Origin of the sequence: uncultured Chitinibacter sp. (assembly GCF_945957625.1) — a bacterium.
In the GTDB taxonomy this organism is placed as follows: domain Bacteria; phylum Pseudomonadota; class Gammaproteobacteria; order Burkholderiales; family Chitinibacteraceae; genus Chitinibacter; species Chitinibacter tainanensis.
The window spans coordinates 36206-60822 of sequence record NZ_CAMFLP010000004.1; the positions used below are offsets into that span (position 1 = coordinate 36206).

Annotated in this window: 28 protein-coding genes and 1 pseudogene; 6 read left to right on the forward strand and 23 right to left on the reverse strand. The window is 57.2% G+C overall.

Features of this window, described 5'->3' with window-relative positions; translation table 11 throughout:
- Positions 1–9: 9 nt before the first annotated feature.
- From mobA to napF, 13 genes and pseudogenes are all read right to left on the reverse strand, one after another.
- Positions 10–552 (reverse strand): annotated as a pseudogene (gene mobA / locus QV747_RS06745) (molybdenum cofactor guanylyltransferase MobA); the annotation flags it as partial.
- The gene (locus QV747_RS06750; RefSeq protein WP_197053890.1) at positions 549–1019 is read right to left on the reverse strand and encodes a molybdenum cofactor biosynthesis protein MoaE; all 471 of its coding nucleotides are present in this window, start codon (positions 1017–1019) and stop codon (positions 549–551) included. The gene QV747_RS06750 and the pseudogene mobA, both read right to left, overlap by 4 nt.
- Positions 1020–1274 carry a molybdopterin converting factor subunit 1 gene (moaD, locus tag QV747_RS06755; protein ID WP_047396265.1) on the reverse strand — a complete coding sequence of 85 codons (255 nt, stop codon included), beginning with the start codon at positions 1272–1274 and terminating at the stop codon, positions 1020–1022.
- The gene (gene glp / locus QV747_RS06760; RefSeq protein WP_273430040.1) at positions 1271–2458 is read right to left on the reverse strand and encodes a gephyrin-like molybdotransferase Glp; all 1188 of its coding nucleotides are present in this window, start codon (positions 2456–2458) and stop codon (positions 1271–1273) included. Before glp ends, moaD begins: the two co-directional genes overlap by 4 nt.
- On the reverse strand, positions 2452–2961 hold the full coding sequence (gene mobB, locus QV747_RS06765) for a molybdopterin-guanine dinucleotide biosynthesis protein B (RefSeq protein ID WP_273430041.1): 510 nt from the start codon (positions 2959–2961) through the stop codon (positions 2452–2454). The genes glp and mobB overlap by 7 nt, the downstream gene beginning before the upstream one ends.
- On the reverse strand, positions 2962–3933 hold the full coding sequence (gene moaA, locus QV747_RS06770) for a GTP 3',8-cyclase MoaA (RefSeq protein ID WP_273430042.1): 972 nt from the start codon (positions 3931–3933) through the stop codon (positions 2962–2964).
- Positions 3934–4010: 77 nt separating this feature from the next.
- Positions 4011–4679 (reverse strand): NapC/NirT family cytochrome c, encoded by a 669-nt coding sequence (locus QV747_RS06775; RefSeq protein ID WP_052190870.1) that lies wholly within the window; start codon positions 4677–4679, stop codon positions 4011–4013.
- A gap of 10 nt (positions 4680–4689) precedes the next feature.
- On the reverse strand, positions 4690–5130 hold the full coding sequence (locus QV747_RS06780; protein ID WP_047396256.1) for a nitrate reductase cytochrome c-type subunit: 441 nt from the start codon (positions 5128–5130) through the stop codon (positions 4690–4692).
- A gap of 36 nt (positions 5131–5166) precedes the next feature.
- Positions 5167–5979: a quinol dehydrogenase ferredoxin subunit NapH gene (gene napH, locus QV747_RS06785; RefSeq protein WP_052190869.1), complete on the reverse strand. Its 813-nt coding sequence runs from the start codon at positions 5977–5979 to the stop codon at positions 5167–5169.
- Positions 5976–6710 carry a ferredoxin-type protein NapG gene (napG, locus tag QV747_RS06790; protein WP_047396250.1) on the reverse strand — a complete coding sequence of 245 codons (735 nt, stop codon included), beginning with the start codon at positions 6708–6710 and terminating at the stop codon, positions 5976–5978. Before napG ends, napH begins: the two co-directional genes overlap by 4 nt.
- A gap of 50 nt (positions 6711–6760) precedes the next feature.
- Positions 6761–9277: a nitrate reductase catalytic subunit NapA gene (gene napA, locus QV747_RS06795; RefSeq protein WP_047396248.1), complete on the reverse strand. Its 2517-nt coding sequence runs from the start codon at positions 9275–9277 to the stop codon at positions 6761–6763.
- A 13-nt stretch (positions 9278–9290) separates the two neighbouring features.
- Complete coding sequence (locus QV747_RS06800) at positions 9291–9551, reverse strand: chaperone NapD (protein ID WP_052190868.1); 261 nt, start codon at positions 9549–9551, stop codon at positions 9291–9293.
- 29 nt (positions 9552–9580) lie between these two features.
- The gene (gene napF, locus QV747_RS16615) at positions 9581–10069 is read right to left on the reverse strand and encodes a ferredoxin-type protein NapF (protein ID WP_081986679.1); all 489 of its coding nucleotides are present in this window, start codon (positions 10067–10069) and stop codon (positions 9581–9583) included.
- Positions 10070–10287: 218 nt separating this feature from the next.
- On the opposite strand from napF, the gene QV747_RS06805 reads away from it, so the two are divergent.
- The 3 genes from QV747_RS06805 to QV747_RS06815 all read left to right on the forward strand — a co-directional run bounded on the left by QV747_RS06805 (position 10288) and on the right by QV747_RS06815 (position 13296).
- A complete protein-coding gene (locus QV747_RS06805) occupies positions 10288–12108 on the forward strand; it encodes a histidine kinase (RefSeq protein ID WP_047396244.1) in 1821 nt (606 codons plus the stop codon).
- A complete protein-coding gene (gene narL, locus QV747_RS06810; RefSeq protein WP_273430043.1) occupies positions 12101–12763 on the forward strand; it encodes a two-component system response regulator NarL in 663 nt (220 codons plus the stop codon). The genes QV747_RS06805 and narL overlap by 8 nt, the downstream gene beginning before the upstream one ends.
- 80 nt (positions 12764–12843) lie before the next feature.
- Positions 12844–13296: an Rrf2 family transcriptional regulator gene (locus QV747_RS06815; RefSeq protein ID WP_047396239.1), complete on the forward strand. Its 453-nt coding sequence runs from the start codon at positions 12844–12846 to the stop codon at positions 13294–13296.
- Here the strand turns inward: QV747_RS06815 and QV747_RS06820 are convergent.
- Positions 13274–13876 (reverse strand): HPP family protein, encoded by a 603-nt coding sequence (locus tag QV747_RS06820; protein ID WP_052190867.1) that lies wholly within the window; start codon positions 13874–13876, stop codon positions 13274–13276. The genes QV747_RS06815 and QV747_RS06820 overlap by 23 nt on opposite strands.
- Before the next feature lie 187 nt (positions 13877–14063).
- Between QV747_RS06820 and QV747_RS06825 the strand changes: the two genes are divergently transcribed.
- The 3 genes from QV747_RS06825 to QV747_RS06835 all read left to right on the forward strand — a co-directional run bounded on the left by QV747_RS06825 (position 14064) and on the right by QV747_RS06835 (position 18015).
- A complete protein-coding gene (locus tag QV747_RS06825; RefSeq protein ID WP_273430044.1) occupies positions 14064–16340 on the forward strand; it encodes a nitric-oxide reductase large subunit in 2277 nt (758 codons plus the stop codon).
- Between the two features lie 59 nt (positions 16341–16399).
- The gene (locus QV747_RS06830; protein ID WP_047396231.1) at positions 16400–16666 is read left to right on the forward strand and encodes a DUF2249 domain-containing protein; all 267 of its coding nucleotides are present in this window, start codon (positions 16400–16402) and stop codon (positions 16664–16666) included.
- A 167-nt stretch (positions 16667–16833) separates the two neighbouring features.
- Positions 16834–18015: an NnrS family protein gene (locus tag QV747_RS06835; protein ID WP_273430045.1), complete on the forward strand. Its 1182-nt coding sequence runs from the start codon at positions 16834–16836 to the stop codon at positions 18013–18015.
- 161 nt (positions 18016–18176) lie between these two features.
- Here the strand turns inward: QV747_RS06835 and ccmI are convergent, their stop codons facing one another.
- The 9 genes from ccmI to ccmA all read right to left on the reverse strand — a co-directional run bounded on the left by ccmI (position 18177) and on the right by ccmA (position 24564).
- On the reverse strand, positions 18177–19007 hold the full coding sequence (gene ccmI / locus QV747_RS06840) for a c-type cytochrome biogenesis protein CcmI (RefSeq protein WP_047396225.1): 831 nt from the start codon (positions 19005–19007) through the stop codon (positions 18177–18179).
- Positions 19004–19411, reverse strand: coding sequence for a cytochrome c-type biogenesis protein (locus QV747_RS06845; RefSeq protein ID WP_231550557.1), 408 nt, complete (start codon positions 19409–19411; stop codon positions 19004–19006). The genes ccmI and QV747_RS06845 overlap by 4 nt, the downstream gene beginning before the upstream one ends.
- 92 nt (positions 19412–19503) lie before the next feature.
- The gene (locus tag QV747_RS06850) at positions 19504–20028 is read right to left on the reverse strand and encodes a DsbE family thiol:disulfide interchange protein (RefSeq protein WP_273430046.1); all 525 of its coding nucleotides are present in this window, start codon (positions 20026–20028) and stop codon (positions 19504–19506) included.
- A complete protein-coding gene (locus QV747_RS06855; protein WP_273430047.1) occupies positions 20025–21944 on the reverse strand; it encodes a heme lyase CcmF/NrfE family subunit in 1920 nt (639 codons plus the stop codon). The genes QV747_RS06850 and QV747_RS06855 overlap by 4 nt, the downstream gene beginning before the upstream one ends.
- Entirely contained in the window at positions 21941–22384 is a 444-nt protein-coding gene (ccmE, locus tag QV747_RS06860) for a cytochrome c maturation protein CcmE (protein WP_047396217.1), read from the reverse strand. The genes QV747_RS06855 and ccmE overlap by 4 nt, the downstream gene beginning before the upstream one ends.
- The gene (ccmD, locus tag QV747_RS06865) at positions 22381–22566 is read right to left on the reverse strand and encodes a heme exporter protein CcmD (RefSeq protein ID WP_231550556.1); all 186 of its coding nucleotides are present in this window, start codon (positions 22564–22566) and stop codon (positions 22381–22383) included. The genes ccmE and ccmD overlap by 4 nt, the downstream gene beginning before the upstream one ends.
- Entirely contained in the window at positions 22563–23207 is a 645-nt protein-coding gene (gene ccmC / locus QV747_RS06870; RefSeq protein ID WP_231550555.1) for a heme ABC transporter permease CcmC, read from the reverse strand. The genes ccmD and ccmC overlap by 4 nt, the downstream gene beginning before the upstream one ends.
- 101 nt (positions 23208–23308) lie before the next feature.
- Positions 23309–23971: a heme exporter protein CcmB gene (ccmB, locus tag QV747_RS06875; RefSeq protein ID WP_047396212.1), complete on the reverse strand. Its 663-nt coding sequence runs from the start codon at positions 23969–23971 to the stop codon at positions 23309–23311.
- Positions 23965–24564: a heme ABC exporter ATP-binding protein CcmA gene (gene ccmA, locus QV747_RS06880; RefSeq protein WP_047396329.1), complete on the reverse strand. Its 600-nt coding sequence runs from the start codon at positions 24562–24564 to the stop codon at positions 23965–23967. Before ccmA ends, ccmB begins: the two co-directional genes overlap by 7 nt.
- Positions 24565–24617: the final 53 nt, after the last annotated feature.

A 24617-nucleotide genomic window follows, 5' to 3' on the forward strand; every position in this document is an offset into this window, starting at 1 on the left:
ATCTTCGCGCTGATTCAGATTGGGAAAGCTGCCCGCCGGAAACTGAACTTCGGCTGCATCAATAGCATCGAGGAAATCGCGCAAACGCAGCTGGCCGGTTTCCAGCCGGTGAGTCACTACCGGCAACACGGACTGGCGTAACAGGCAGATGGCCGGATGCAGCACATCCGAGCAAGCGACGGCGGCCTGCGCACCGGACTCCAGCTTTTCCAGTAGTTTTTCCAGTAGATTGTCGGGTAGCACAGGGACATCGCAAGGGATAACCAGCAAGAGATCGGTGCCTACAGCCTGCAGGCCGGCTTCGATGCCGGCCAGTGGTCCTTTAAAATCCGGTGACTGATCATGCACGATATGGGCAAAACCCAGCCGGTGATATTCATCAAAATTGCGATTGGCCGACAGCCACAACTCATCGGCCGGACGGCTTTGCAGTAATAAGGCTTCACGGCACCACTCCACCAGACTGCGCCCACACAGACGCAGCAAGCCCTTATCAATGCCCCCAAGGCGGCTACCCTGCCCGCCGGCCAGAATCAGTGCGCTCACTTTCATTCGATATTCTCCCAGCGTTGACGGGCCTGCTGGTCGGCTTCACGCGCATCGACCCACTGCCCGCCAGTTTCGCCTTCTTCGTACTTCCAGAATGGCGCGATGGTTTTAAGATAATCCATCACAAAGCGGTTAGCGTCGTAAGCAGCCTGACGGTGCGCACTTAAAGTCAGTACCAGTACGATTTGCTCGCCGGGCAAAAGACGGCCAACCCGGTGAATAATGCGCACCGCCGCCAGCGGCCAGCGTGCTGCGGCCTGTGCGGCAATCTGGTGCAGGGACTTTTCGGTCATTGCAGGGTAATACTCTAAAGTCATCGATTGGATTAGATTATGGCCCGATACCCCTTCACGCACCCGCCCGACAAAGACAGCAACAGCCCCATACTGGGTATCATTGGCAATCAGTTCGGCATATTCCTGCCCCAGGTCGAAGTCGGCCTCGCGCACCGAGATGGAGATCGCTGTCATTTAGCCTCCGGTCACTGGCGGGAAAATCGCCACTTCGGCCAGATCGGGAATCCCATCGCTCATCTGTGCCAGCTCCTGATTAATGGCCACGCGGAATACGCGACTGCCGCCCAGCTCACCGGCCCAAGCTCCGCCACGCGCCACCAGCAAGGCTAGCAAGTCTTGCACCGTCTGGCCCGCTGCCAGTTCCAGCGTTTCTTGCTGACAGCCCAGCTCGCTGCGCAAACGGGCAAAATAGAGCACCTCAATTTTCATACACTTCTCCAGCCACGCAGGGGCCAATAGCGCAGCACATCACCGGGCTTCACCGTTTGCCCTGCGGGCAGCAGCGCTAATCCATCGGCCCATACCGCGGAAGTCAGCACGGCAGAGCTTTGATTGGTATACGGCTGAAGTGCATTATTTTCAATGCGTACACGCAGATACTCATCCCGCTGCCCGGCCTTGGCCAAGCTAAAGCCCGCAGGGAGTTCAAGCCACAGGGCTTGATACTGCCCCCCTTGCCGCGCAGCCAGAAAAGGCTGCACCAGCAACTGAAAGGTCACAAAACTCGATACCGGATTGCCGGGTAGCCCAATAAAGTCGGCTTCGCCGATCCGGCCAAAAGCAAACGGCTTGCCCGGCTTCATGGCGATTTTCCATAAAGCCAGCTCGCCCAGTTCGCTGACGGCCGCCTTGACGTGATCTTCTTCACCCACCGACACGCCGCCGCTACTCACCACCACATCGTGATCCTGCGCGGCGGCCTGCAGGGCTGCCCGCGTATCAGCCAGCATATCGGCCACGATACCGAAATCGCTGACGCTGCAACCCGCTTCGCGCAGCAGCGCACCGATTGCATAGCGGTTGCTGTTGTAGATTTGCCCCGCGCCCAGCGGCTGCCCGGGTTCGACCAGCTCTTTGCCGGTGGACAGCAGCGCCACCCGCAAAGGCGCGCGCACTGCAACATGGGCAACACCGATGGCCGCCAGCAAGCCCAGTTCGGCTGCGCCCAGCCAGCAACCTGCCGGCAAGATTTCCCGCCCCGCTTGGACATCTTCGCCACGGCGACGGATATGCTGCCCAAGCGTTAATCGACCCTGAATCTGTAAACAGCCTTCGACTACCGTGCAATCTTCCTGCATCACCACGGTATTGCCACCGGGTGGAATTGGCGCACCGGTAAAGATACGAGCGGCTTCACCCGCCATCAGCGCCCTGCCCGTTTCACCCGCAGCAATCCGTTGCACAAGGGTATAGCTATCCAGCTTATTGATATCATCTACTGCAAGGACATACCCATCCATTGCGCTATTATCAAAATCAGGAACAGCCAGTGAGGAAATCACCGCACTGGCCAGTGTGTAGCCCAGCGCTTCGTCTAAAGACAGGGTTTGAATACGCGGATTAAGGCGTACCTGTTGCTTGAGCGCATCCAGTGCGGCAGAAACGGTTAGCATGTTTGAATATCCAAAATTTGCAGAATATAGTCGGCGATCCGGGCAGGCTGATTCAGATCCAGCCAGTACCGGCCTGATACGGGGGCATCACTGGCCACGGCCAGAATCGCCGGATCCTCCGGATATAAAGGGGTTTGCCCGCTGGCGGCACGCCAAACTTCGATTTTAGGGTGAGGTTCGCGCTTAAAGCCCTCCACCAGCGTCAAATCGGCCGGCACCAGCCGCGCCACCTGCTCAGCCAGCGTCGGTTCGGCCGCGCCGTGGAGTTCATGTACGATGGCATACCGATACGGCGAGGCCACCAGTACTTCCTGTGCGCCCGCGGCCCGCATCCGCGCACTGTCTTTATCCGGTGGTTCCAGCTGCAGATCATGGTGGGAATGCTTGATGGCGTTCACTGTTAATCCCCGCTGGCGCAACTCGGCCAGCAAAGCCAGCAGCAGTGTCGTTTTGCCCATGCCGGAGCGGCCAGTCAGGCCAAAAATCCGCTGAGGCTGCATCATCTAGCCCCCAGTCTGCGACATAAAACGGATGATTTTCTGCGGGGCTTCGTTAAATTCGTGGCGCTCGGGCTTCAGTTCGATAGCCTCGCGAATCACCTGCTGCAATGCCTCATCGCTAATGCCCTGCCGCAGCAACGGACGCAAGGCCACACTGTGTTCCTGCCCCAGACACAGATGCAGCGTGCCATCCACCGTCAGCCGTACACGGTTGCAACTGGCGCAGAAATGTTGCGACATCGGCGTGATAAAACCGATGCGTCCCAAACCATCCGGCGTTTTCCAGTAACGGGCGGGGCCGCCGCCCAATTCGATAACCTCCGGCTGCAGGGCAAAGCGCTGCACCAGCATTTCGCGCACCGGCCCCAGATCCAGAAACGCAGTATTGCGGCCACTCTCCCCCATCGGCATGGCTTCGATCAGCCGCAAAATAAAGCTATGCTGCATGGCAAATTCGGCCATGGGGATAATGTCCTGCTCGTTCACTCCACGCATGGCCACCATATTCAACTTGAGCGGGGTTAGCTCCGCCGCTTTGGCCGCCATAATGCCGGCAAAAATTGCGGTATGCGCATCCCGTCCGGTAATTCCCGCCAGACAGGCCCGATCCAGACTGTCCAGACTGACATTCACCCGTGTTACGCCGGCTTGCTTGAGCGCCGGTGCGAAACGCAGCAACTGCGTGGCATTGGTCGATAGCGATAAATCATCCAGCCCCAGCGCCGACAGGCTGGCTGCCAGCTGGGGTAGATCTTTACGCAACAGCGGCTCGCCGCCGGTCAGACGGACACGGCGCACGCCCAGCGCAGCAAACGCAGCGACCACCCGCCGGATTTCGGCAAAGCTGAGCCAGTGCGCCGGCTCTTCAAAACCCTTGAAGCGCGCCGGCAGACAATAGCTGCAGCGCAGATCGCAACGGTCTGTCACCGACAGGCGCAGATAATCAATCGTACGTCCAAAACGGTCTTGCAACATGGCATTATCTTTGGTTGGCAATAATGGGTATAGCCTTGTAGCTTATTAATATTAATATCTACAAGGCTATACTCTGGTTATTCAATCCCTGCCGCGTCATCCGACACAATACTGGCGGCATTGCTGGCATTCGGGTTGGCGGGGTGCATCAGCTCGGGGGCAATCCCTTCTTTCGGTGCGCCGACATGCTGTTGAACATTGGGCAAATGATGGGCAATCCCTTTATGACAGTCGATACAGGTCATACCGCTGCTCAAGCCTTTCTGGTGCATGGTGGCGGAACGGCGATTTTGCTCCATATAGTCGAAGTATTCGTAGTTGTGACAGTTGCGGCACTCCTGCGAATCATTGGCTTTCATCCGTGCCTGTTCGTGCTCGGCTAGTTGCTGGCGCTTGGCCAGAAACTTGTCTCGGGTATCGATGGTGCCGGTTAGCTTGCCCCAGACTTCGCGTGAAGCCTGAATTTTACGGATCATCTTCGGGCCCCATTCATGCGGCACATGGCAATCCGGACAGGTGGCCCGCACGCCGGAGCGGTTGGTGTAATGCACGGTTTGCTGATATTCCGGATACACGTTGTCCGCCATTTCGTGACAGGACAGGCAGAATTTTTCGGTATTAGTCAGTTCCAGCGCGGTGTTAAAACCACCCCAGAACAGAATGCCCAGCGCAAACATGCCGATCAGCCCCCAGAAACCCAGGCGGATCGCACGCACTTTGCGCCATGTATCGGTTAATTTTCCCATTATCCGCCCCTTATTTAATCAAACCGTCAGCCGGCTTGAACTGGTTGCCCACCAGCGGTTTGGCATCGGTTTGCGGCACATGGCACTGCACACAGAAATAGCGGCGCGGCGAGATATTGCTCAATTCCCCCCCTTCACGCGTTTTAAAGTGTGTAACCGAAACACGCGGCGCACCAGTTTCGGTAGCACGACTCCAGCCATGACAATCCAGACATTTATTAAATTCTTTGGTAATCATGTAGCCTTTGGTGGTGTGCGGAATCAGCGGAGGCTGTTGCACATACTGCCGCTGCTGCGCTGGTTTGTCGCGCTCGTAACGGTAGTTTTCCGATGGCACATCGCCCTTAACCGCTTCGCTGCCGCGCAAGGATTTCAGTTCCTCGGCACTGGCCTGCATGCTCATCAAACCCGCCCAGAGCGCCAGTAGCCAACCACAAAGTTGTTTTTTCATTTTGCTTCCCTCTCCATTCAAATCATCAACGGGCTTTTAATCGACCTGCCGGTTAAAGCGGTGCGTTAACCTGAAAACCTTTTCATCGCAAACTTCAATACAGCGACCACAATTGGTGCATTCGCCCGAATTAATTACCGGACTGCCCTGCCCTTTTAGCGCAAAGCGGATAACCTGAGGCTCCGGGCAAACCTGAAAACAATCCATGCAGTCATCACAGCGATTGCGCAAGCGTGCCGAGACTCTTAGCAGAGCAACGCGACCAAGCAGGGCATAAAATGCACCGACCGGACACCAGTGCCCACACCAGCCATGCCGCTGCACCAGGAGGTCGTAGGCAAAAATAGCCAGTAACACGAGCCAGCCCAACCCCATACCAAATAACAAACCGCGCTGCAGCCCCGTAACGGGATTAATCCATTCCCATGCCAGCGTGTGCGTTAAGGCGGCCAGTAGCAAAATCGTCAGCAACACCGCATAGCGGGTCTGTCGTGACAGATTGCTACCGGTTTTCAAGCCCAGACGTTTGCGCAGCCACGCCGCCAAATCAGTTAATGGATTAACCGGACAAACCCAGCTACAAAACACCCGCCCGCCCACCAGCAGGTAAAAAACCAGTACCACGGCTGCGCCAATCCATGCCTGTTTGGCGGGCGTAAAACCAGCCAGCAGACTTTGCAGCAGCAATAGCGGATCGGTCAGCGGCAAGAAACCGAAGCTATAGCTGGATGCCAGCGTGCCTTTCACCCACCAGATACCCCACCACGGCCCGATTAGAAACAGCAGCAAAATACCCAGCTGCGATAATCGGCGCAGCAACAGCCAGCGTCCGGCCTTTAGCGCGTTCATGGCGCAGAATCCGGCAAACGGGCGGGCAATTCGATCTGCTCACTGATTAATGAACCACCGGCCTTCTGCTTTTCTTCCCAGCCTTTGCGGTAATGCGCGGCCGCCTCACCTTTAGCCAGCGCTACCGGAAAGACGCTAATGGCGGGTTTGGGCAGCACACAGGCTTTTTCACACTTGCCACAGCCGGTACAGAAATCCGAATGCACCGTGGGTAACAACATGGCATGCCGATCCGAGCGCGGGTTATGCACTTTTTCGAGCGTAATGGCCTGATCAATCAGCGGGCAGACGCGGTAACAGACATCACAGCGCAAACCCAGAAAATTCAGACAGGTTTCCTGATCGTGCAGTACCGCTAAGCCCATGCGAGCCTTGTTGATATCCGTCAGGCCGTGATCCAGCGCACCGGTCGGGCAGACTTTTACACAGGGGATGTCTTCGCACATTTCGCATGGCACATGGCTAGCAATAAAGTACGGCGTACCCACGCCATAGCCACCCCCTAACCGCGCTAGTTGCAGTGTGTGGTAAGGGCAGTCGCGCACACACAAACCACAGCGCACACAAGCGGCCAGAAAATCATCGCCAATCGCTCCGGGCGGGCGCAGCGCTACAGCCACCGGCTGGGCGCTGGCCTGCTTGGACAGCGCCCCAAGGCCGGAGCCCAGCGCCAGCGCCGTACCACATAGCGCCGCGCCATCCTTTAGCAATTGACGACGATTGATTTTCATAGGTATTGCTTTACGGCCTTTTGTTTTAAATGGCTATACAGTCATACCCACTAAGCTTTAACAATCTTAACGGCGCACTTCTTGTAGTCGGTCTGCTTGGAAATCGGGCAGGTGGCATCCAGCGTCAGCTTGTTCACCAGCCGGCCTTCATCGAAGAAGGGAATAAAAATCAGCCCCTTAGGTGGCTTGTTACGGCCACGGGTTTCCAGCCGGATGGTGATTTCGCCACGGCGGGAAATCACTTTCACCACCATGCCACGCTGCAAACCGCGCCGTTTGGCCTCGTCCGGATGCATGAACACCATCGCTTCCGGCACCGCTTTATGTAGTTCCGGTACACGGCGGGTCATGGTGCCGGTATGCCAGTGCTCTAGCACCCGACCGGTACATAGCCACAGGTCGTATTCCTTGTCCGGCATTTCTGGTGGCTGCTGATAAGGCAAGGCAAAGATATTGGCCTTGCCATCCTTATTGCCATAAAAGCGCAAACCCTCGCCCTTTTTCACGTACGGGTCATAGCCTTCGCGATAGCGCCATTTGGTTTCCTTGCCATTCACCACCGGCCAGCGCAGGCCGCGTGCCTTGTGGTAAGCCTCGTACGGAGCCAGATCATGCCCGTGGCCGCGCCCGAACTCGGCATACTCTTCAAACAGGCCTTTCTGGATGTAAAAACCAAAGGTTTTCGCCTCGAAGTTTTCAAAACCGGCTTGCAGTTCATTATTTTTAAACTTATTCACCTTGCCATTGGCATACAGCACATCAAACAGCGTTTTGCCCTTGACTTGCGGTTTTTTGGCAATCAGCTCGGCCGGCCAGACTTCTTCTACCTTAAAGCGCTTGGAGAACTCGACAATCTGCCAGAGGTCGGATTTAGCCTCACCCGGCGCATTCACCTGTTGCCGCCAAACCTGGGTACGGCGCTCGGCATTGCCATAACCGCCTTCTTTTTCCACCCACATCGCGGTCGGCAATACCAGATCGGCCGCCAGCGCCGAAGCATTCGGGTAAGGGTCGGATACCACGACAAAAACATTGGGGTGTCGCCAGCCCGGATATAGTTCGCCATTAATATTGGGGCCGGCCTGCATATTGTTATTGCACATCTGCCAGTAGAACTTGATCTTGCCGTCCTTGAGCGCCCGCGCCATGGCCACGGCATGCAGGCCGACTTTGTCGGGGATAGTGCCTTCCGGCAGTTGCCAGATTTCTTCTGCGTGATGGCGATGCTCCGGATTGGTCACCACCATATCCGCCGGCAAACGATGGGCAAATGTACCCACTTCCCGGGCGGTGCCACAGGCCGAAGGCTGACCGGTCAGCGAGAACGGGCTATTCCCCGGTTCGGCAATTTTGCCCACCAGCAGGTGGACGTTGTAAATCATGTTATTGGCCCAGGTGCCACGGGTATGCTGGTTAAACCCCATGGTCCAGAAGGACATGACTTTGATTTTCGGATCGGCATACAGCTCAGCCAGTGCCTTGAGCTTGTCTTCCGGTACACCGGAAAGCTTGCTGACCTTGTCCACCGTGTAGTCGGAAACGAATTTGGCAAACTCATCAAAACTGATGGGCTTGGACTCGGTTGGCATGGTTTTTGGCTTGCCATCCGCACCGGGGTAGCCATTGGCCTTGGCGTTCACTTCCAGCGGATGCTTGGGGCGCAAGCCATAACCAATATCGGTTTCACCCAGTTTGAAATTCACATGCTTGCTGATAAAGGCTTTATTAACGCGGCCGGTACTGATGATGTGGTGGCAGATAAAATTAAGAATCGCCAGATCGGTCTGCGGGGTGAAAATCATGCCGTTGTCGGCCAGCTCGAAGGAGCGGTGCTCGAAGGTGGATAGCACAGCCACTTTGCTATTCGGATTAGACAGCCGGCGGTCGGTAATGCGACTCCATAAAATCGGATGCATTTCGGCCATATTCGAGCCCCACAGCACAAAGGCATCGGCGACTTCGATATCGTCATAACAGCCCATAGGCTCGTCCATGCCGAAAGTGCGCATAAAACCGGTGACCGCCGAAGCCATGCAGTGGCGGGCATTCGGATCAAGGTTATTGCTGCGCCAGCCAGCTTTCATAAACTTGGAGGCGGCATAGCCCTCCATAATCGTCCACTGCCCCGAACCAAACATGGCCACCGAAGTGGGACCGGCGGTTTTCAGCGCATCCTTGGCCTTAAGCTCCATAATGGCAAAGGCTTCTTTCCAGCTAACCGGAGTAAATTCGCCATTTTTGTCATACACTCCGTTTTTCTTGCGCAGCAAAGGGCGGGTGAGACGGTCTTCGCCATACATGATTTTGGACAAAAAATAGCCCTTGATGCAGTTCAGGCCGCGATTGACCGCTGCATCGGGATCACCTTGCGTGGCCACTACGCGGCCATTCTGTGTACCCACCAGCACGGCACAGCCGGTACCACAGAAACGACAGGGGGCTTTATCCCAGCGGATACCTGCTGCTGCGCTGGCAACTTCCTTGCCGGCAGCTTCCACCACGGGAATTCCGATACTTGCGGCTGCAGCACAAACGGCGCTGGCCTTGATAAAATCACGACGATCCATTCTATTTGCTCCTTTATGCTGCAGAAATTCCGGCAACAAGGTCTTTTGCCTCATCGCTATATTCGTAAGCCAGCGTGGCTGACATCACGTCGGCCAGTTGCTGCACCAGCTTCAGCGCATCGCTGGCTTTCAGATCTGCGGTTTCTTCCACGGTGACAATCAGCCGGCCTTCATGCTCCAGATGGATTTCGGCACCGGCAATGGTGAGTACACCTTCACGCACCTGCGCCGTTTTTCCGGGAACCGGGCGCAATACCAGACTGTATACATTCATGTTTTCCCATCCTTTAAATGGCCATTGGCCTACTTCACCGTGATGGCTTGTGCCGGGCAGAGACTGACGCAAGCGCCGCATCCATTACACAGATCACCATCCAGTTGGGGCTGTGCCATTTTCCCAAGCTGCAAGCGGAACCGAATCGCCTGCTGCGGGCAGCCCTCACCACACACCCGACATTCCACCTGCCGATGTGCCAGACACTGGGCAGAAATACCTGCGCGATAAGCCCATGCCTGACCCTGCAATTGCAAAGCCCCGCTCTGGCACGCCGTGACACACTGTTCGCAAAAATCGCATTCGGCTTGGCGGAAGTCGGGCTGCGGAAAGCCCCCGTCACCTTTGCGGAGCAATCCGGTTGGACAGGCCACAATACATTCACCACACCGCGTACAGTCTTCCGTAAAACGGGAAGTGGCCCATGGCGGCTGCAAGGCAGTGGGGGCTTGCGGCTTTCGGCCAAATAGCAGATTGCGACGCGACAGATCCACTTTCTGGGCGCTCCATTCAGACACTTTCCTGTCAGCTTATGCGTACAATCTTTTTCGGCTAATCCCCCCTTGGGGGTAAGCCCCTCTTTCACGCCAGCAAGCTACCCACAAAGGGTTAAATGCGGCGGAGCAAAAGCACAGGAAAATAAGGTGGCAGATCATGGGTCTGCGAGACCGGAAAAGTTTCCGGATATTTGGAGGTAGTGTTGCTACTTAATCTGCCACACCGGCGTTCAATATTGATGCATCTGTCTGCTGCCATGCTGCTGCTGGTACTGCCTGCCCTGATCACGATTTTCCTGTCGTGGTGGCTGGCCGCACATTCCAGTGGCGGCGGAGAAGCCATTAATGTGGCGGGTTCTTTACGCAAGCAGGCGTTTTTGATGGCAGCAACCGCACTGGCGCCTCCGCCTGTTGTGCCGGGTAGCCAGCCAACACTGACAGAAGTCGTTCGCGAGTTCGAAAGGCGCTTGTATTCACCACAATTGCAACAGAACACGGACCCGGCCAGCACGGTACAGGTGGGCTGGAATCAGGTTGATCTGGCCTGGCGCAGCGAAATCTATCCTCTTATCCAGGAATCACAGCAGCTACAGAAAAATCCGCAATTGCTACCGGTCATTCACCATTTTGTTGCCCAGATTGATGACTATGTAAAACTGCTGGAAGCCGAGCACGAAGCCAAGCTGGCCAGACTCGCCCAGTTGCAAGGACTGGCACTGGTCGTGATGGCTCTGGTGATTGTGCTCACGCTAGCCTGGCTTTTTCGCCGGATTACGTCGCCTCTGCTGGAAATGGCCCATGTTGCGACACTGGTGCAGAACGGCCAGCTTCAGGCTCGGGTTCAAAGGCATGGGGCTGGCGAAATCGGCCAGCTTGGCGAACTGATGAACCGAATGATTGCCGATCTGGCCAGCCATTACCTGCAACTGGAAGAACGTGTTATTGAAAAAACCAGAGAGCTGGAACAAAACCGACGCACTCTGGAGTTGCTGTACCGGATCAAGGAATTACTCTCTGACGAAGAACCAAGCGAAGCCGTCTTCGACGCTGTGCTCAGCGAAGTACGCACCCTGATTGATTTCGATAGCGCGGCAATTTGTTTAACCGATAGAGAAAATGTCGAGCAGGCATTCCGTATCAGCAGTGCACAGCAGTCCGAGCGGACCTGTCTGGCCAGTGACTGCCAGCGCTGCATTACCGGCCAGCCCACGGATCCGCAGCGGCCGATTTTCAAATTGAACGAAGGCCGTGTGCAGTACGGAATTCTGCCAATTCATCTGCATCAGGGACAGGTTTTGCAGGACTGGCAACAGCAATTGCTACAGGCAGTGGCCCGCAATCTGGGTACCGCACTGGCCAACTCCCGCCGCAAGCAGGAACAGGGGCGGCTGGCTGTACTGGAAGAGCGCGCAGTGATTGCCCGCGAGCTGCACGACTCGCTGGCTCAGGCGCTGTCCTACCTGAAAATTCAGGTATCCCGTCTAAGCGCAAGCCTGCCAGCCCCCTCCGCTGATACCGTTGCGACGCTTTCCGAGTTACGCGAGGGCCTGAATGCGGCTTACCGGCAACTGCGCGAGCTGCTCAACACCTTCCGCCTGCAAATGAATGAACGCGGTCTGCTGGCCGCACTGGAAGATACGGTGGATGAATTTATCCAGCGCATCGGCATTCCGGTCCGGCTGGATCACCGCTTGCTGGGCGTCGAGCTAGCAGCACAGGAAGAAATTCATGTGCTGCAAATCGTGCGTGAAGCGCTGGCCAATGTGGAACGCCATGCACAGGCCAGTCACGCCGAGATCAGCCTGCAATGGCAAGCTCCGCATATTGTGGTCACGATTGACGATGACGGCATCGGCCTGCCCATTAACCCGGGCAAACAGCACCACTATGGCCTGATTATTATGCAGGACCGTGCCAGTAATCTACATGGGCAGCTGCATCTGCAGGGCAGCCCGCTTGGCGGCACCCGTATACGCCTGGAATTTACCCCTATCACCCCTTTTGCCCGGCAGGATGCGGGTTCTTCGCAAGGCCTTCACAAGGAATATCGCAGTGAATGAATACATTCAGGTACTGGTTATTGATGACCACCCGCTTTTCTGCAAAGGCGTGGTGCAGTTACTGGCACTCGATTCCCGCTACCGGGTGGCCGGAGAGGCCGCCAGTGGGCGCGAAGGCATAGAACTGGTGCGCCAGCTTCAACCGGATCTGGTCTTACTGGATCTGAACATGAAAGAAATGGATGGCATCACAACACTTAAAGCCATTCGGGAAATGGAGCTGGATACCCGCGTTGTGATGCTGACCGTATCCGACCAGAGCAGTGATCTGGTTGCTGCCGTTCGCGCTGGCGCCGATGGTTATCTGCTGAAAGACATGGAGCCCGAAGATATCATCAGCCGGCTTGGGGATGCCATGGAGGGCAGCATGGCCATACCGGAGCGCTTAGGCCGGGCGCTGGCACTCGCCCTGCGCAATGAGGATGGCAAAGTCCGTAACGATATGCTGGCCCAGCTCACCGATCGCGAACACGACATTCTGATCGGACTGGCCAAGGGCTTGCCCAATAAACTGATCGGCCGCGAACTGGGTATTGCCGAAGGCACTGTTAAAGTCCATATGAAAAGCCTTTTGCGTAAGCTGAACTTCCGCTCTCGCCTGGAAGCCGCCATCTGGGCCGTGGAGCAGGGATTGAAAGTGTCCAAACCGGTGTAACCGAGGGATTGAAAGGATAAGTGCACGCCTGAATATCTATTCAGCGTACACTTATCACGATCAATCCACAGGGACTCGCCATGCGCCTGAATGCGTTTACGGACTACAGCCTGCGCACGCTGATTTATCTGGCGCTACAACCGGAGCAGAAAGCCACACGCGCACAGATTGCCAGTGCCTACGGTGTTTCTGATAACCATCTGATGAAGGTGGTGCACTTTTTAAGCAAGGCCGGCTATCTGGCCACCAGCAAAGGCAAAGGCGGCGGTTTAATGCTGGGCCGCCCCGCCAGCGAGATCCGCATTGGCCAGCTAGTACGCCTGTGCGAAGCCGATGTGCCCGTGGTGGAATGCTTTACCAGCCCCGCTAGCGGCGAAACCGGCTGCCGCATTGATGGCCTCTGCCGGCTTAAGCACGTGCTATTCGAGGCTCAGGAAGCCCTGTACGCCACGCTGGATCGCTACACGCTGGCCGATCTGGTGAGCAACAAGGCCGTTCTGGCAAGGCAACTTAATCTTTCTTTGCCGCAGTAAGGCCACGCTGCTGCGCGCTTTGTACCAGTGCATAAAGGTCATCCGCGTCAATATCAAGGTCATCGCCATAATGCTGCATGGCATAGACCAAATCTTCTTTGCTCAGTGGCGTAGGTCGTTGCAACACAGGCAAGGGGCGATGCGGATAGCTGTGTCCGCTGATGCGATGAAATAAATACGCGACCGCCAGCAGGGTCAGCGTATTGATCGCCACCGGAAACAGGGCGAAGCCCAAGCCCAGTTGCCCCATCGGGCCGGCGCTGGCCAGTACGGCAGTCAGTGCAACAGCGCCACCGGGCGGATGCAGGCAGCGGGCGATTTGCATCAGCAAAATGGCCAGCCCACCCGCCAAACCCGCCGAAAGCGGCGATACACCAAGGCATTTGGCGCACAGAACCCCCACGACAGCAGAGAGCAGATTACCGCCTAATACCGGCCACGGTTGCGCTAGGGGGCTGGCGGGCACAGCAAAGAGCAGTACCGCCGAAGCGCCCAGCGGGGCAATCAGCCAGACACCATGGCGGCCACCATAAAATTGACCGATCAAACCAGTCAGTAACAGACCGAACCCCGCCCCCATGCTGGAAAAGCCCGCAGACCTCCGGCCAAGCCTAGCTAGTATTGCCTTGTGGGATTTCAATTTAAACGCTTGCATCGGCATACCCCAAGAACAACCTTTAATATGTAAATATTTTACATCAACAAGACCGCAGCTTATAATATTCATTCCTTTTACATATTAAAACTCGCATTGATGAGGAGGGGCTATGGACACGCTTTCACGCCGGTGGCGCTGGCTGGCTGCCATTTTTGTTTTATCGTTTGCCGTACTGGGCTGGATCGGGCATGAAATTTACCTGAGCAAACCGCCGATTCCGGCCCATATCGTCAGCCAGAGCGGGCAGATTGTGTTTCGTGGCGGGCAGATTTCGCAGGGGCAATCGGCCTGGCAATCCGCGGGCGGGCAACAACTGGGTTCGGTCTGGGGACATGGCAGCTATGTGGCCCCCGACTGGTCAGCAGACTGGCTGCATCGGGAAATCATCGGTTTGCGGGATATGCTGGCGCAAAAGCAGTTCAAACAGGCTTTTGTTGCACTCAACGCCGATGATCAGGCCGCCATTATGGCGCGGGTAAAACGCGAAATGCGGCAAAACCGTTACGATGCCGCTACCGATACACTGACTGTCAGCGACGAACGCGCGCTCGTCATTGCCGAACTGGCCGCGCATTATCGCGGGCTGTTTGGGCAAGACCCCAAGCTGAATGATTTGCGCGAAGACTACGCCATGATGCCGGACAGCATTCGCGATGCCAGCGATCTGCAAGCCTTGCCGGCCTTCTTTTTCTGGTCGGCCTGGGCGGCAGGCACGGATCGCCCCGGCGAAAAAAACCTGAGCTATACCAGCAACTGGCCGCATGAACCGCTCATTGGCAACACCCCCACCGCCGGCACCGGCATGTGGTCGATTGCCAGTGTCATTCTGCTGATTGCCGGCATTGCGGCCATGCTGTGCTATCACAGCGCCCACCGCGAGGATGCCGACCCGGCCGCACCAGAGAAAGATCCGCTATTCAGCCTGAAGCCCACCGCTTCGATGCTGGCCACCCGCAAGTATTTCTTCGTGGTGATTGCGCTGATTGGTTTGCAGGTGGTGATGGGCATTGTGTCCGCACACTATTCGGTTGAAGGACAAACCTTCTTTGGTCTGCCACTGGGCGAAATTCTTCCTTTTGTCGCCAGTCGTACCATTCACACCCAGCTGGGCGTGCTATGGATTGCCACAGCCTGGCTGGCTACCGGTCTGTATATCTCTCCCGCCCTGTCCGGCCATGAACCCAGGTTGCAAACGCTGGGTGTGAATGTGCTGTTCTGGGCGCTGATTGTGGTGGCGCTGGGCTCGCTGGCCTGTGGCTGGGTCGGTACGCAGGAACGTCTGGGTAGCAGTTTTGCTTTCTGGCTGGGTAATCAGGGATTGGAATACACCAGCATGGGCCGGATCTGGCAAATTGGCCTGTTTATCGGTTTGCTGTTGTGGTTGCTGCTAATGGGGCGTGCGCTATGGCCTGCGCTGAAAACCCCGGGCGAAAGTCGCGGCCTGATTGCCATGGTATTTTTATCGGCCATGTGCATCGGTCTGTTTTATGCCTCCTCGCTGATGTGGGGCCAGCACAGTCACTATTCGATGATTGAATACTGGCGCTGGTGGCTGGTGCATCTGTGGGTAGAAGGCTTCTTCGAAGTCTTTGCCACCGCTGTGATTGCACTGATTTTCAGCAAGCTGGGGCTGGTACATACCCGCACCGCCAGCGCGGCCATTGTGCTGGAAACCATTGTCTTTCTGTTTGGAGGCATTCTGGGCACGCTGCACCATCTGTACTTTACCGGCACGCCCACCGCCGTGATTGCCATTGGTGCCGTGTTCTCGGCACTGGAAGTCGTCCCGCTGGCGCTCATTGGTCTGGAAGCGTTTGCCATGTATCGCCGCAGCAAAGCCGCACCCTGGGTGGCGGCGTATCGCTGGCCCATTCTGTGCTTTGTGGCCGTGGGTTTCTGGAATCTGGTTGGGGCGGGCTTACTGGGCTTTGCCATCAATCCGCCAATTGCCCTGTATTACGTGCAAGGCCTGAATATGACGCCCGCCCACGGCCATGCGGCACTGTTCGGGGTGTACGGCATGCTGGGCATCGGCCTGATGCTGTTCTGCCTGCGCGGGCTTTATCCCCGCGAGCTCTGGCAGGACAAGCCACTGGCCATTGCCTTCTGGAGCTTGAATATCGGTCTGGCCATGATGGTGTTTATGTCCCTGCTGCCTGCCGGCATTTTGCAGGCCTTCCACAGTATCAATACCGGTCTGTGGTATGCCCGTTCAGCCGAAATTATTCAATCACCACTGATGCATACCCTGGTTTGGCTGCGCGTACCGGGTGATATTGTGTTCTCGGTCGGCGCACTCTTTCTAGCAGTGTTTGCTGTTGGCTTGCTACGTAAAACCCAGCGTCAGCCCCAAGGCGAGCTGGCTGCAGAGAATATTAGTAATTGATTATCCCGCTGCCATCGCCAGCCGATGGCGGCTTTTCTTACCTTTAAATGGATTCACCCATGACTCACGATTGCTCCATTCCACTCATTCAGGAAGGCATTTACGGCTTTGATGCGCGCGGCATTGCCAAGCGCTTTCGTCATGCGGCCATTTTTGGTGCACTGCACGCTCTGCAGCGTGGCGAAACCATGCGTTTTTGCAATGACCACGATCCGCTGCCGCTATTGGCCCAGATCGATGCCCAGTTTGGCGCGCGGGTAAAAATCAGCTATGTGCGCCGCGAACCCGGCGAAATTGTTATCGATTTTCTGATCGCAGCAGACTAAGCCCACGCGTACATCCGGCTGGTTTATAGCGTTGCCTACAAAGTCCAACCGTTCCCTCCCCTGCTAGGTGGATGGTTAGGGTGGGGGCCGAGGATTTTACCCCTCCCTAGCCCTCCCCTTGTCAGGGGAGGGCGCAGCTGATCAATTCCCCCTCCATGGAGCCCACCATGAAACGTCTGCTTATTGCCCCGCACCGCATCGGTTTTTTCTGCGGCAGCGTCACACTGCTGGCCGCGCTGTTCTGGTGGCTGGCCGAGATGGCCGCCCGCAGCACCGGTAGCACACTGACACAAGCCAGCGTGCCGATGCTGCAGCATGGCTATCTGATGCTGTACGGGTTTTTTCCGCTATTCATGCTGGGCTTTATCTATACCGCCGGCCCGCGCTGGCTGAATGTGGCACCGCCACCGCTGGCCCGTTATGCGCCGGTGATTGCCGGCTATGCCGCAGGCAGTGTGCTGTTTCTGGCCAGCAGCCTGTGGCCGTCTTTACGCCTGATCGCCCTGCTACTGCATGCACTGGCCTGGGGCGCAGCCCTGCTGATCTGGTGGGGGCGGATTCGCACCAGCAAGCAACCCGATCGCCGCCATGCCATCGGCGTGGGGCTGGCTTTTGCACTGGGCTGGGCGGGCATCTTGCTGGCGCTGGACTGGCACAACAGTGGACAGCTCTCCAGCTGGCAAGCCATGGTGGAAATCAGTTTGTGGGGCTTTCTGCTGCCGGTATTTTTTCTGGTCTGCCACCGCATGGTGCCGTTTTTTTCGGCCAATGTGCTGATGCCCTATCAGCCATGGCGGCCAGACTGGCTACTGCTCTTGCCACTGCTGATGCTGGGGCATGCCGCACTGGCCATCGCCCAGCTATCCACCCTGCCCGCCGATTTGCCACTGGCCGCCGTGCTACTTTACACCAGCTGGCGCTGGCAGTTGCAGCGTAGCTTTAAAGTACCCTTGCTGGCCATGCTGCATGCTTCATTTGCATGGGCGGGTTTGTCGCTGCTGTTGTATGCGCTATCGGGCTTGCTGATTTTATCCGGCCAAGCCGGATTGGGCTTTGCACCGCTGCATGCCCTTACCCTCGGCTTTATGCTGACCATGCTGCTTGGCTTTGTGACCCGCGTGACGCTCGGTCATTCCGGCCGCCCGCTACAGGCTGGCCGTCTGGCCTGGACGCTGTACTGGCTGATGCATGGCGTGGCCCTTGCACGGGTAGGTGGTGAAATCTGGCCCGCCCGCAGCGCCCTTCTCTACCCGCTGGCCGCCCTGCTAGCCTGCGCCGGTTTTGCCCTTTGGGGACGGGTCTACCTGCCCATGTACTGGCAAGCCCGTGCTGATGGGCAGGCGGGGTAAGCCTACCTCTGCCCCAGCATGCAAATAGCCCCTGCAAGCAGGGGCTTGGATTGCTCTACAGGCCATATTTAATATGGCCTACATGGATATACCTATTATCGATCTGGCCACTTGCAGCTTGTACTTTGCGGGGGTGGGCTGACCCGGATTCATCCTGACGGTTACTTCTGCTCTGCTGCCCCGGGCAGCTCGCTGATTTTTTGCTGTATCCAGCGGGCGTCGTCGCTGTCGGCGGGCAGGTGGCTGAGCAGTTGTTGCCACCATTGACGGGCGCTGGCGATATCACCGCGTTCCAATGCGGCACTACCCGATAACATCAAGGCATCCACTTCCTTCGGGTTCAGCGTCAGGGCGCGGACCAGCAAGTCGGTAGGGCGGCCGGCAAAGCCGTTCTGAGCTACCGCCAGTGTGCCGGCAAAGCGGGCCAGTTCGCCGGCGTTGTTTTCTACCAGCGGCCAAGCTTTTTCATAGGCTTTTACGGCATCGTCATAGCGTTGCAGGGTGCGGTAGCTGCGCGCCAGCATTAGCCAGCCTTTGTCATCCTGCGGATTAATGGCCAGCTTGCTTTCCAGTGATTGAACCATCCGGCTGATTTGTGCGGCTTCCTCATCCGCAGTCGGAATCGCCATGGACTGTGCGGCCGCCGGATTGCCCAGATGCAGATACAGGCCACCCGCCATCAGCGGCAGCAGGAGTGCCACGGCCAGTAGCCAGCGCCCCGAATAGGTACGATCCATCGCATGTTGCGCAGGGGGCATTTCCAACAGCAGCCGCAATCCGGCCTCCTCTATGGCCTGCCGGTAGGCTGTTTCATCCAGCCGGTCCTGCTGGTGTTCGGCCAGTAATTCGGCCAGTTCCGACTGATGCACCGCATAACGCTGCTGACGTGCGCCCTCACCCATGGGCTGGGTGGCACTACGCCAGAGCGGCCAGGCTAGTCCGGCCAGAACCAGCAACACCAGCAGCGTGGCCCATAGTGAAAACAGCATCATGGCGCATCTCCGTCAAATTCGCGCTGCAAGGCCACCAGTTGCGCCTGTGCTTGGTCCGGTAAAGGCAGTGGCGCCGATTTGCGGCGCAAACGTCGCCAGAAAAAGATCAGCATCAGCAGCAGTAAAGCCAGTGGCCCCAGCCACAGCAGCACAGTTCGCCCCTTGAAGGGCGGACGGTAGGTGACAAAATCGCCATAGCGCTCGGTCAGATAGCTAAGAATTTGCGGGTCGGTTTTACCGGCCACAATCTGCCGGCGGACCTCCCTGCGCAAATCCTCGGCCAGCGGCGCACGCGAACTAGCCAGCGATTCGTTCTGGCAAACCAGACAGCGCAACTCGCCCGACAAGCCCAGCAAACGCTGCTCAACCTGCGGATTTAGTGCCAGCGGGTCGTCTGTGGCCACCGGCTCTGCCGCTAAAGCAGGGTATTGCCATGTGGCCAATATTATAAATAGGCTGCAAACATATACCCATACATTGATGACGCCACCCCGTTTCATTGCTGTAACTCCCGCAGTAACGGTTCGATTTTGTCGGCCAGCACTTGAGCATTTAGCGGGCCGATGTGCTTGTAGCGAATAAGGCCCGCGCGGTCGATCACAAAGGTTTCCGGCACGCCATACACGCCATAGTCGATGCCGACCCGGCCATCCTGATCGGCCGCGATAATGGCGTAGGGATTGCCACCTTGCTGTTGCAACCAGCGCCGCGCGGCATCGTCTTCATCCTTGTAATTCAGGCCAACCAGTACCACCGATTTGCGACCGGCCCATTGCAAGAGCTGCACATGCTCCTGCACACAGGCCGAGCACCAAGATGCCCATACATTCAACAGCCAGACCTTGCCACGGAGGTTAGCGGGTGAAAACGTCTGGCCAGCCGCATCCAGCCTGAGCAGAGTAAATGCCGGAGCCGGTTTACCAACCAGTGGCGATGGAATTTCTCGCGGTTTCAGGGTCAGGCCGATGGCCAGCAACACCGCCAGAGCCATAAACAGCAGCAAGGGCCAGAAACGCTTCATGGTTTTGCCTTCCGCAAGCGGTAGCGCCGGTCACAGGCCGCCAGCAATGCCCCCAGTGCCATCAGCAAACAGCCGTACCAGATCCAGCCCACCAGCGGTTTGTAGTACACGCGCACAATCCACGGACTATGCAGCGGATTGCTGCCGGTCATTTCACCCAGCGATACATACACATCGGCTAGCAGGGTATGGTGGATGGCGGCTTCGGTCATGGGCATGGCGCTGGAGAGATACTGGCGTTTTTCCGGCTGCAAGGTGGCCAGCATCTGACCCTGCTGCATCAGCGCCATCTGGCCGCGTAATGCCATATAGTTTGCGCCTTTTTCACCGCGTACACCGTTGAACTGCAGCGTATAACCGGCCAGCTCGACCCTCTCGCCCTTGTCCAGCCGCACGTCTTTTTCCTGCTCGTAAACACTCACCACCGTGGCTCCAGCCAGAAAAACTGCCATGCCGATATGGGCCAGATGCATGCCGGCATTGGCCAGAGTCGGCCAGCTACAGCGACGGCTTAGATCAGCCACGGCTGTGAGCACAATCCACCACGCCAGCGCCAGCAGCAAAGCCACGCCCCAGCGCCATTCTCCAAACAGCTGCGGTGACAAGCCACCCAGAAGTAGCGCCAGCACAGCGGGTGACCGCAGGCTGCGGATCGCATCGGCAGCCGATTGCTGCTTCCAGCGTACCGCCGTGGTTAGCCCAAGCAGGAACAGTAAGGGCAGCATCAGTGGCACAAAGACGCGATTAAAATAAGGCGCGCCCACCGACAACTTGCCCTGCCCTAGCGCATCAATCAGCAAGGGGTAGAGCGTGCCCAGCAGTACGGTGGCACAGGCTACGGTAAGCAATAAATTGTTCAGCAGCAGCAGAGTTTCCCGCGAAAACAGGGCAAACTGCCCCCCGCCTTCCATCTGGGGCGCACGCCAGGCATACAGTGCCAGCGAACCACCGATCACCACACATAAAAACAGCAGAATAAAGGTGCCGCGCGCCGGATCGGTGGCAAAGGCATGCACTGACGACAGCACGCCAGAACGCACCAGAAACGTGCCCAGCAGCGATAGCGAAAACGCAGCCAGAGCCAGCAGCACCGTCCACTGGCGGAAAGCGCCGCGCTTTTCTGCTACAGCCAGCGAGTGCATTAGTGCAGTTCCGGCCAGCCATGGCATAAAGGACGCGTTTTCCACCGGATCCCAGAACCACCAGCCGCCCCAGCCTAGTTCGTAATAGGCCCATGCGCTGCCGAGCATAATCCCCAAAGTCAGAAAGGCCCACGCCGCCATGGTCCACGGACGTGAAAACCTCGCCCACGCGGCATCCAGTCGCCCCGTAATCAGCGCCGCAATCGCAAAGGCAAAGGCCACCGAAAAGCCAACATAGCCCATGTAAAGCAAGGGAGGATGCAGAATAAGCCCGATATCCTGCAGTAGCGGATTAAGGTCATTTCCCTCCGCTGCAGCCGGCAGCAAACGGATAAAGGGGTTGGAGGTCAGCAGAATAAACAGCAGAAAACCGCTGCCCACCAAGGCCAGAATACTTTGCACCAGCGCCATAGTTTGCAATGGCAGATGCCGGCCCAACCCTTGCAAGGCCAGCATCCAGCCCCCCAGCAGCAGCACCCACAGTAGCAAGGAGCCCTCATGCCCACCCCACAGTGCCGCTAGCTTATACATGGGCGGCAACAGGCTATTGGATTGCCGCATTACATATTGCACAGAAAAATCATCGCGCAAAAACGCATAGGCCAGAGCGGAAAATGCGGCCAGAATCAGCCCAAAGAGCAGCACAACTGAGATAGGGATAACCCGCATAACCCCATACTCATTAGAAATACTGCCCTTCAAGCCAATACCCCCCAGCAGAAAGGCCAGGCAGAACGCCAGAATTAGCGAAAAATGCCCCAGCTCAACAATCATGGCTGTGCCTCGCGGGATTTGCGGTGAGCTTCATCCACTGCATGTTTGGCTTCTGGCGGCATGTAATTTTCATCATGTTTGGCCAGCACTTCGGCGGCCACAAATATGCCGTTCTGCCATTGGCCCTGCGCTACCACACCCCGTCCCTCGCGGAACAGATCCGGCAGAATGCCGCGATAGCGCACCGGCAAGCGCCGGGCAGTATCAGTCACGATAAAGGCTACCGTCACGCCGTCCGCCTGCCGATGCAAGGACCCTGCTTCGACCAGACCACCAATGCGGAAAGCCCGTCCTGTTGGTGCTTCGCCGGCCTGTACTTGTGTCGGGGTATAGAAAAACACCAGATTCTGCCGGAAGGCATTCACCACAAAATAAGTCGCCAGCCCAAGCAGAACCAGCACAGCGGCAACGGCCAGCCAGCGCTGCTGCCTTGCTTTCATGGTGCAGACTCCTGCAATTTGGCCTGCCGGCGTAACTGCCGCACAATCTGCACCCGCTGCCGGCGCAGGCTCCAGCCTTCAATCAGCACGGCCAGCACACAGGTGCCCAGCGATAGCCAGACATAAAAACCATAACCACCCATGGCCAGAAAATCGGCCCACGTTTTCCAATAAATCATCATCGTTGTTCCTGCAAATCCCGCACCCATTGTGTTTGTGCTTCACGCTGCAAAATCAGCACGCGCACCCGAGCCAGCGACATGGCCATACCGTACAGCCAGGCCGCGGCCGAAAGCAGCAGCATGGCCAGCAGCATCAGTGAGGGCATGCTGGCCTTGCCCGGCGCTAGTGAAGCCCCCTGATGCAGGGTGTTCCACCAGTACACCGAAAAATAAATCACGGGCACATTAAACGCGCCTGCCAGCGCCAGGATCGAACCGGCACGATCGGCGCGCTCGGGATCATCCATGCTGCGGGTCAGCGCAATAAAACCCAGATACAAAAGGAATAGCAGCAGCATGGAGGTCAGGCGGGCATCCCATACCCACCAGGCACCCCACATAGGTTTACCCCATAAAGCCCCTGTCCATAAGGACAACAACGCCATACTTGCCCCCGTTGGGGCCAGCGCCTGCGCCATCCATGCCGATAGCCGGGTACGAAAGACGAGATGAATCACGGACCAGAAGGCCATCACCATATAAATAAACATCGCCATCCAGCTGGTCGGCACATGCAGAAAAACAATGCGATAGGCCTCCCCCTGCACGGCATCGGCCGGGCAGAGCAAAAAACCCAGCCACATGCCAGGTATAGCTAGCAAAGCTGCTATCCATAAAAGCTTTGGATAAATACGTCCTGCAATCGGATAAAATTGAGAAGGCGCGGCATAGCGGAAGCACGGCCAGCGGATCAACACGGATTTCATAAAGACTCCACGGCCAGCTTGAGCGCCATGGCCGTTAACCAGGGCGTTACCGCCAGACTCAGACAACACAGTGCAGCCAGCAAGGACAGCTCGGACTGAGCACTTAAACCGGATTGCACTGCGCCCACAGCCCCACAGGCAAAGATCAGCACGGGTGCAGTCAGTGGCAAAACCAGCAAGGCCAGCAAAAAGCCTCCCTGCCGTACACCCAGCGTCAGTGCCGCCCCCAAGCTACCCAGCGCAGACAACACCGGGGTTCCCAGCAGCAGGGTATAAAACAGCATCCAGCGCGCATCGGCATCCAGAAAATACTGCGTCGCCAAAACGGGCGACAGCAGGGCCAGCGGCACACTGGTGCTAATCCAGAAGGCCAGCAATTTGGCTAGCACCAGCACACTGACCGGCAAGGGCGTCAGCATCAGTTGTTCCAGCGTGCCATCGCGCCAATCCGCCTCGAACAAGCGCGGTAAGGCCAGTAGATGGGCCAGCAAAGCGCTCACCCACAACACCCCACCCCCAATACGCGCCAGAATTTGCGGCTCCGGCCCGACGGCCAGCGGGAACAGACAAGTAACCAGCAGAAAAAACACCAGCCCCACAGCCAGATCACCCCGTGACTGCCAAGCCAGTTGCAGATCGCGTAGCACCAGCTTCAACATGCTGGCTTCAGCACAATCTGCTGCGCCTCAGGCAGGGATGCGGGCAGGTCGGTATGCGAGCTCAGCAGTACACAGCCGCCATTTTCTAGGTGCTTCTTCATCCACCTGGCCAGATCCATGCATCCCGCCTGATCCAGCGCATTAAACGGTTCATCCAGCAACCAGACCGGTCGCGGCTGCAGCAGCAAGCGTGCAAGCGCCACGCGTTTGCGATAACCCTGTGATAACTGTCGCACAGGCGTATCCGCCTGCGCCAGCAAACCGGCATCGCGCATGCCGGCTTCAAGATTCTTTTCTTCAAACGCCTGGCCTGATAATTCAAGCGCCCAGCGCAGATTCTCTTCTACACTCATCGCATCTTTCAGTGCATCCTGATGACCACAGTAATGCCGGCTAATGGCGTCGGAGTTGCGCCAGATAATCTGTCCCGATGCCGGTGGGCGTAATCCGGCCAAAGTGCGTAGCAGCGTGGTTTTACCTATGCCATTGCGGCCGGAAACCCGACACAACTCGCCAGAACGCACGGAAAAATCCGGCAGAGTACACAGCATCCGGCCATGACGTACTAGCGAAAGCCCAGTCACACTCAACATTGGCGGCTTACTTTGATGATTCATATAGGGCAAGGCTAACCCAGACACCAGCG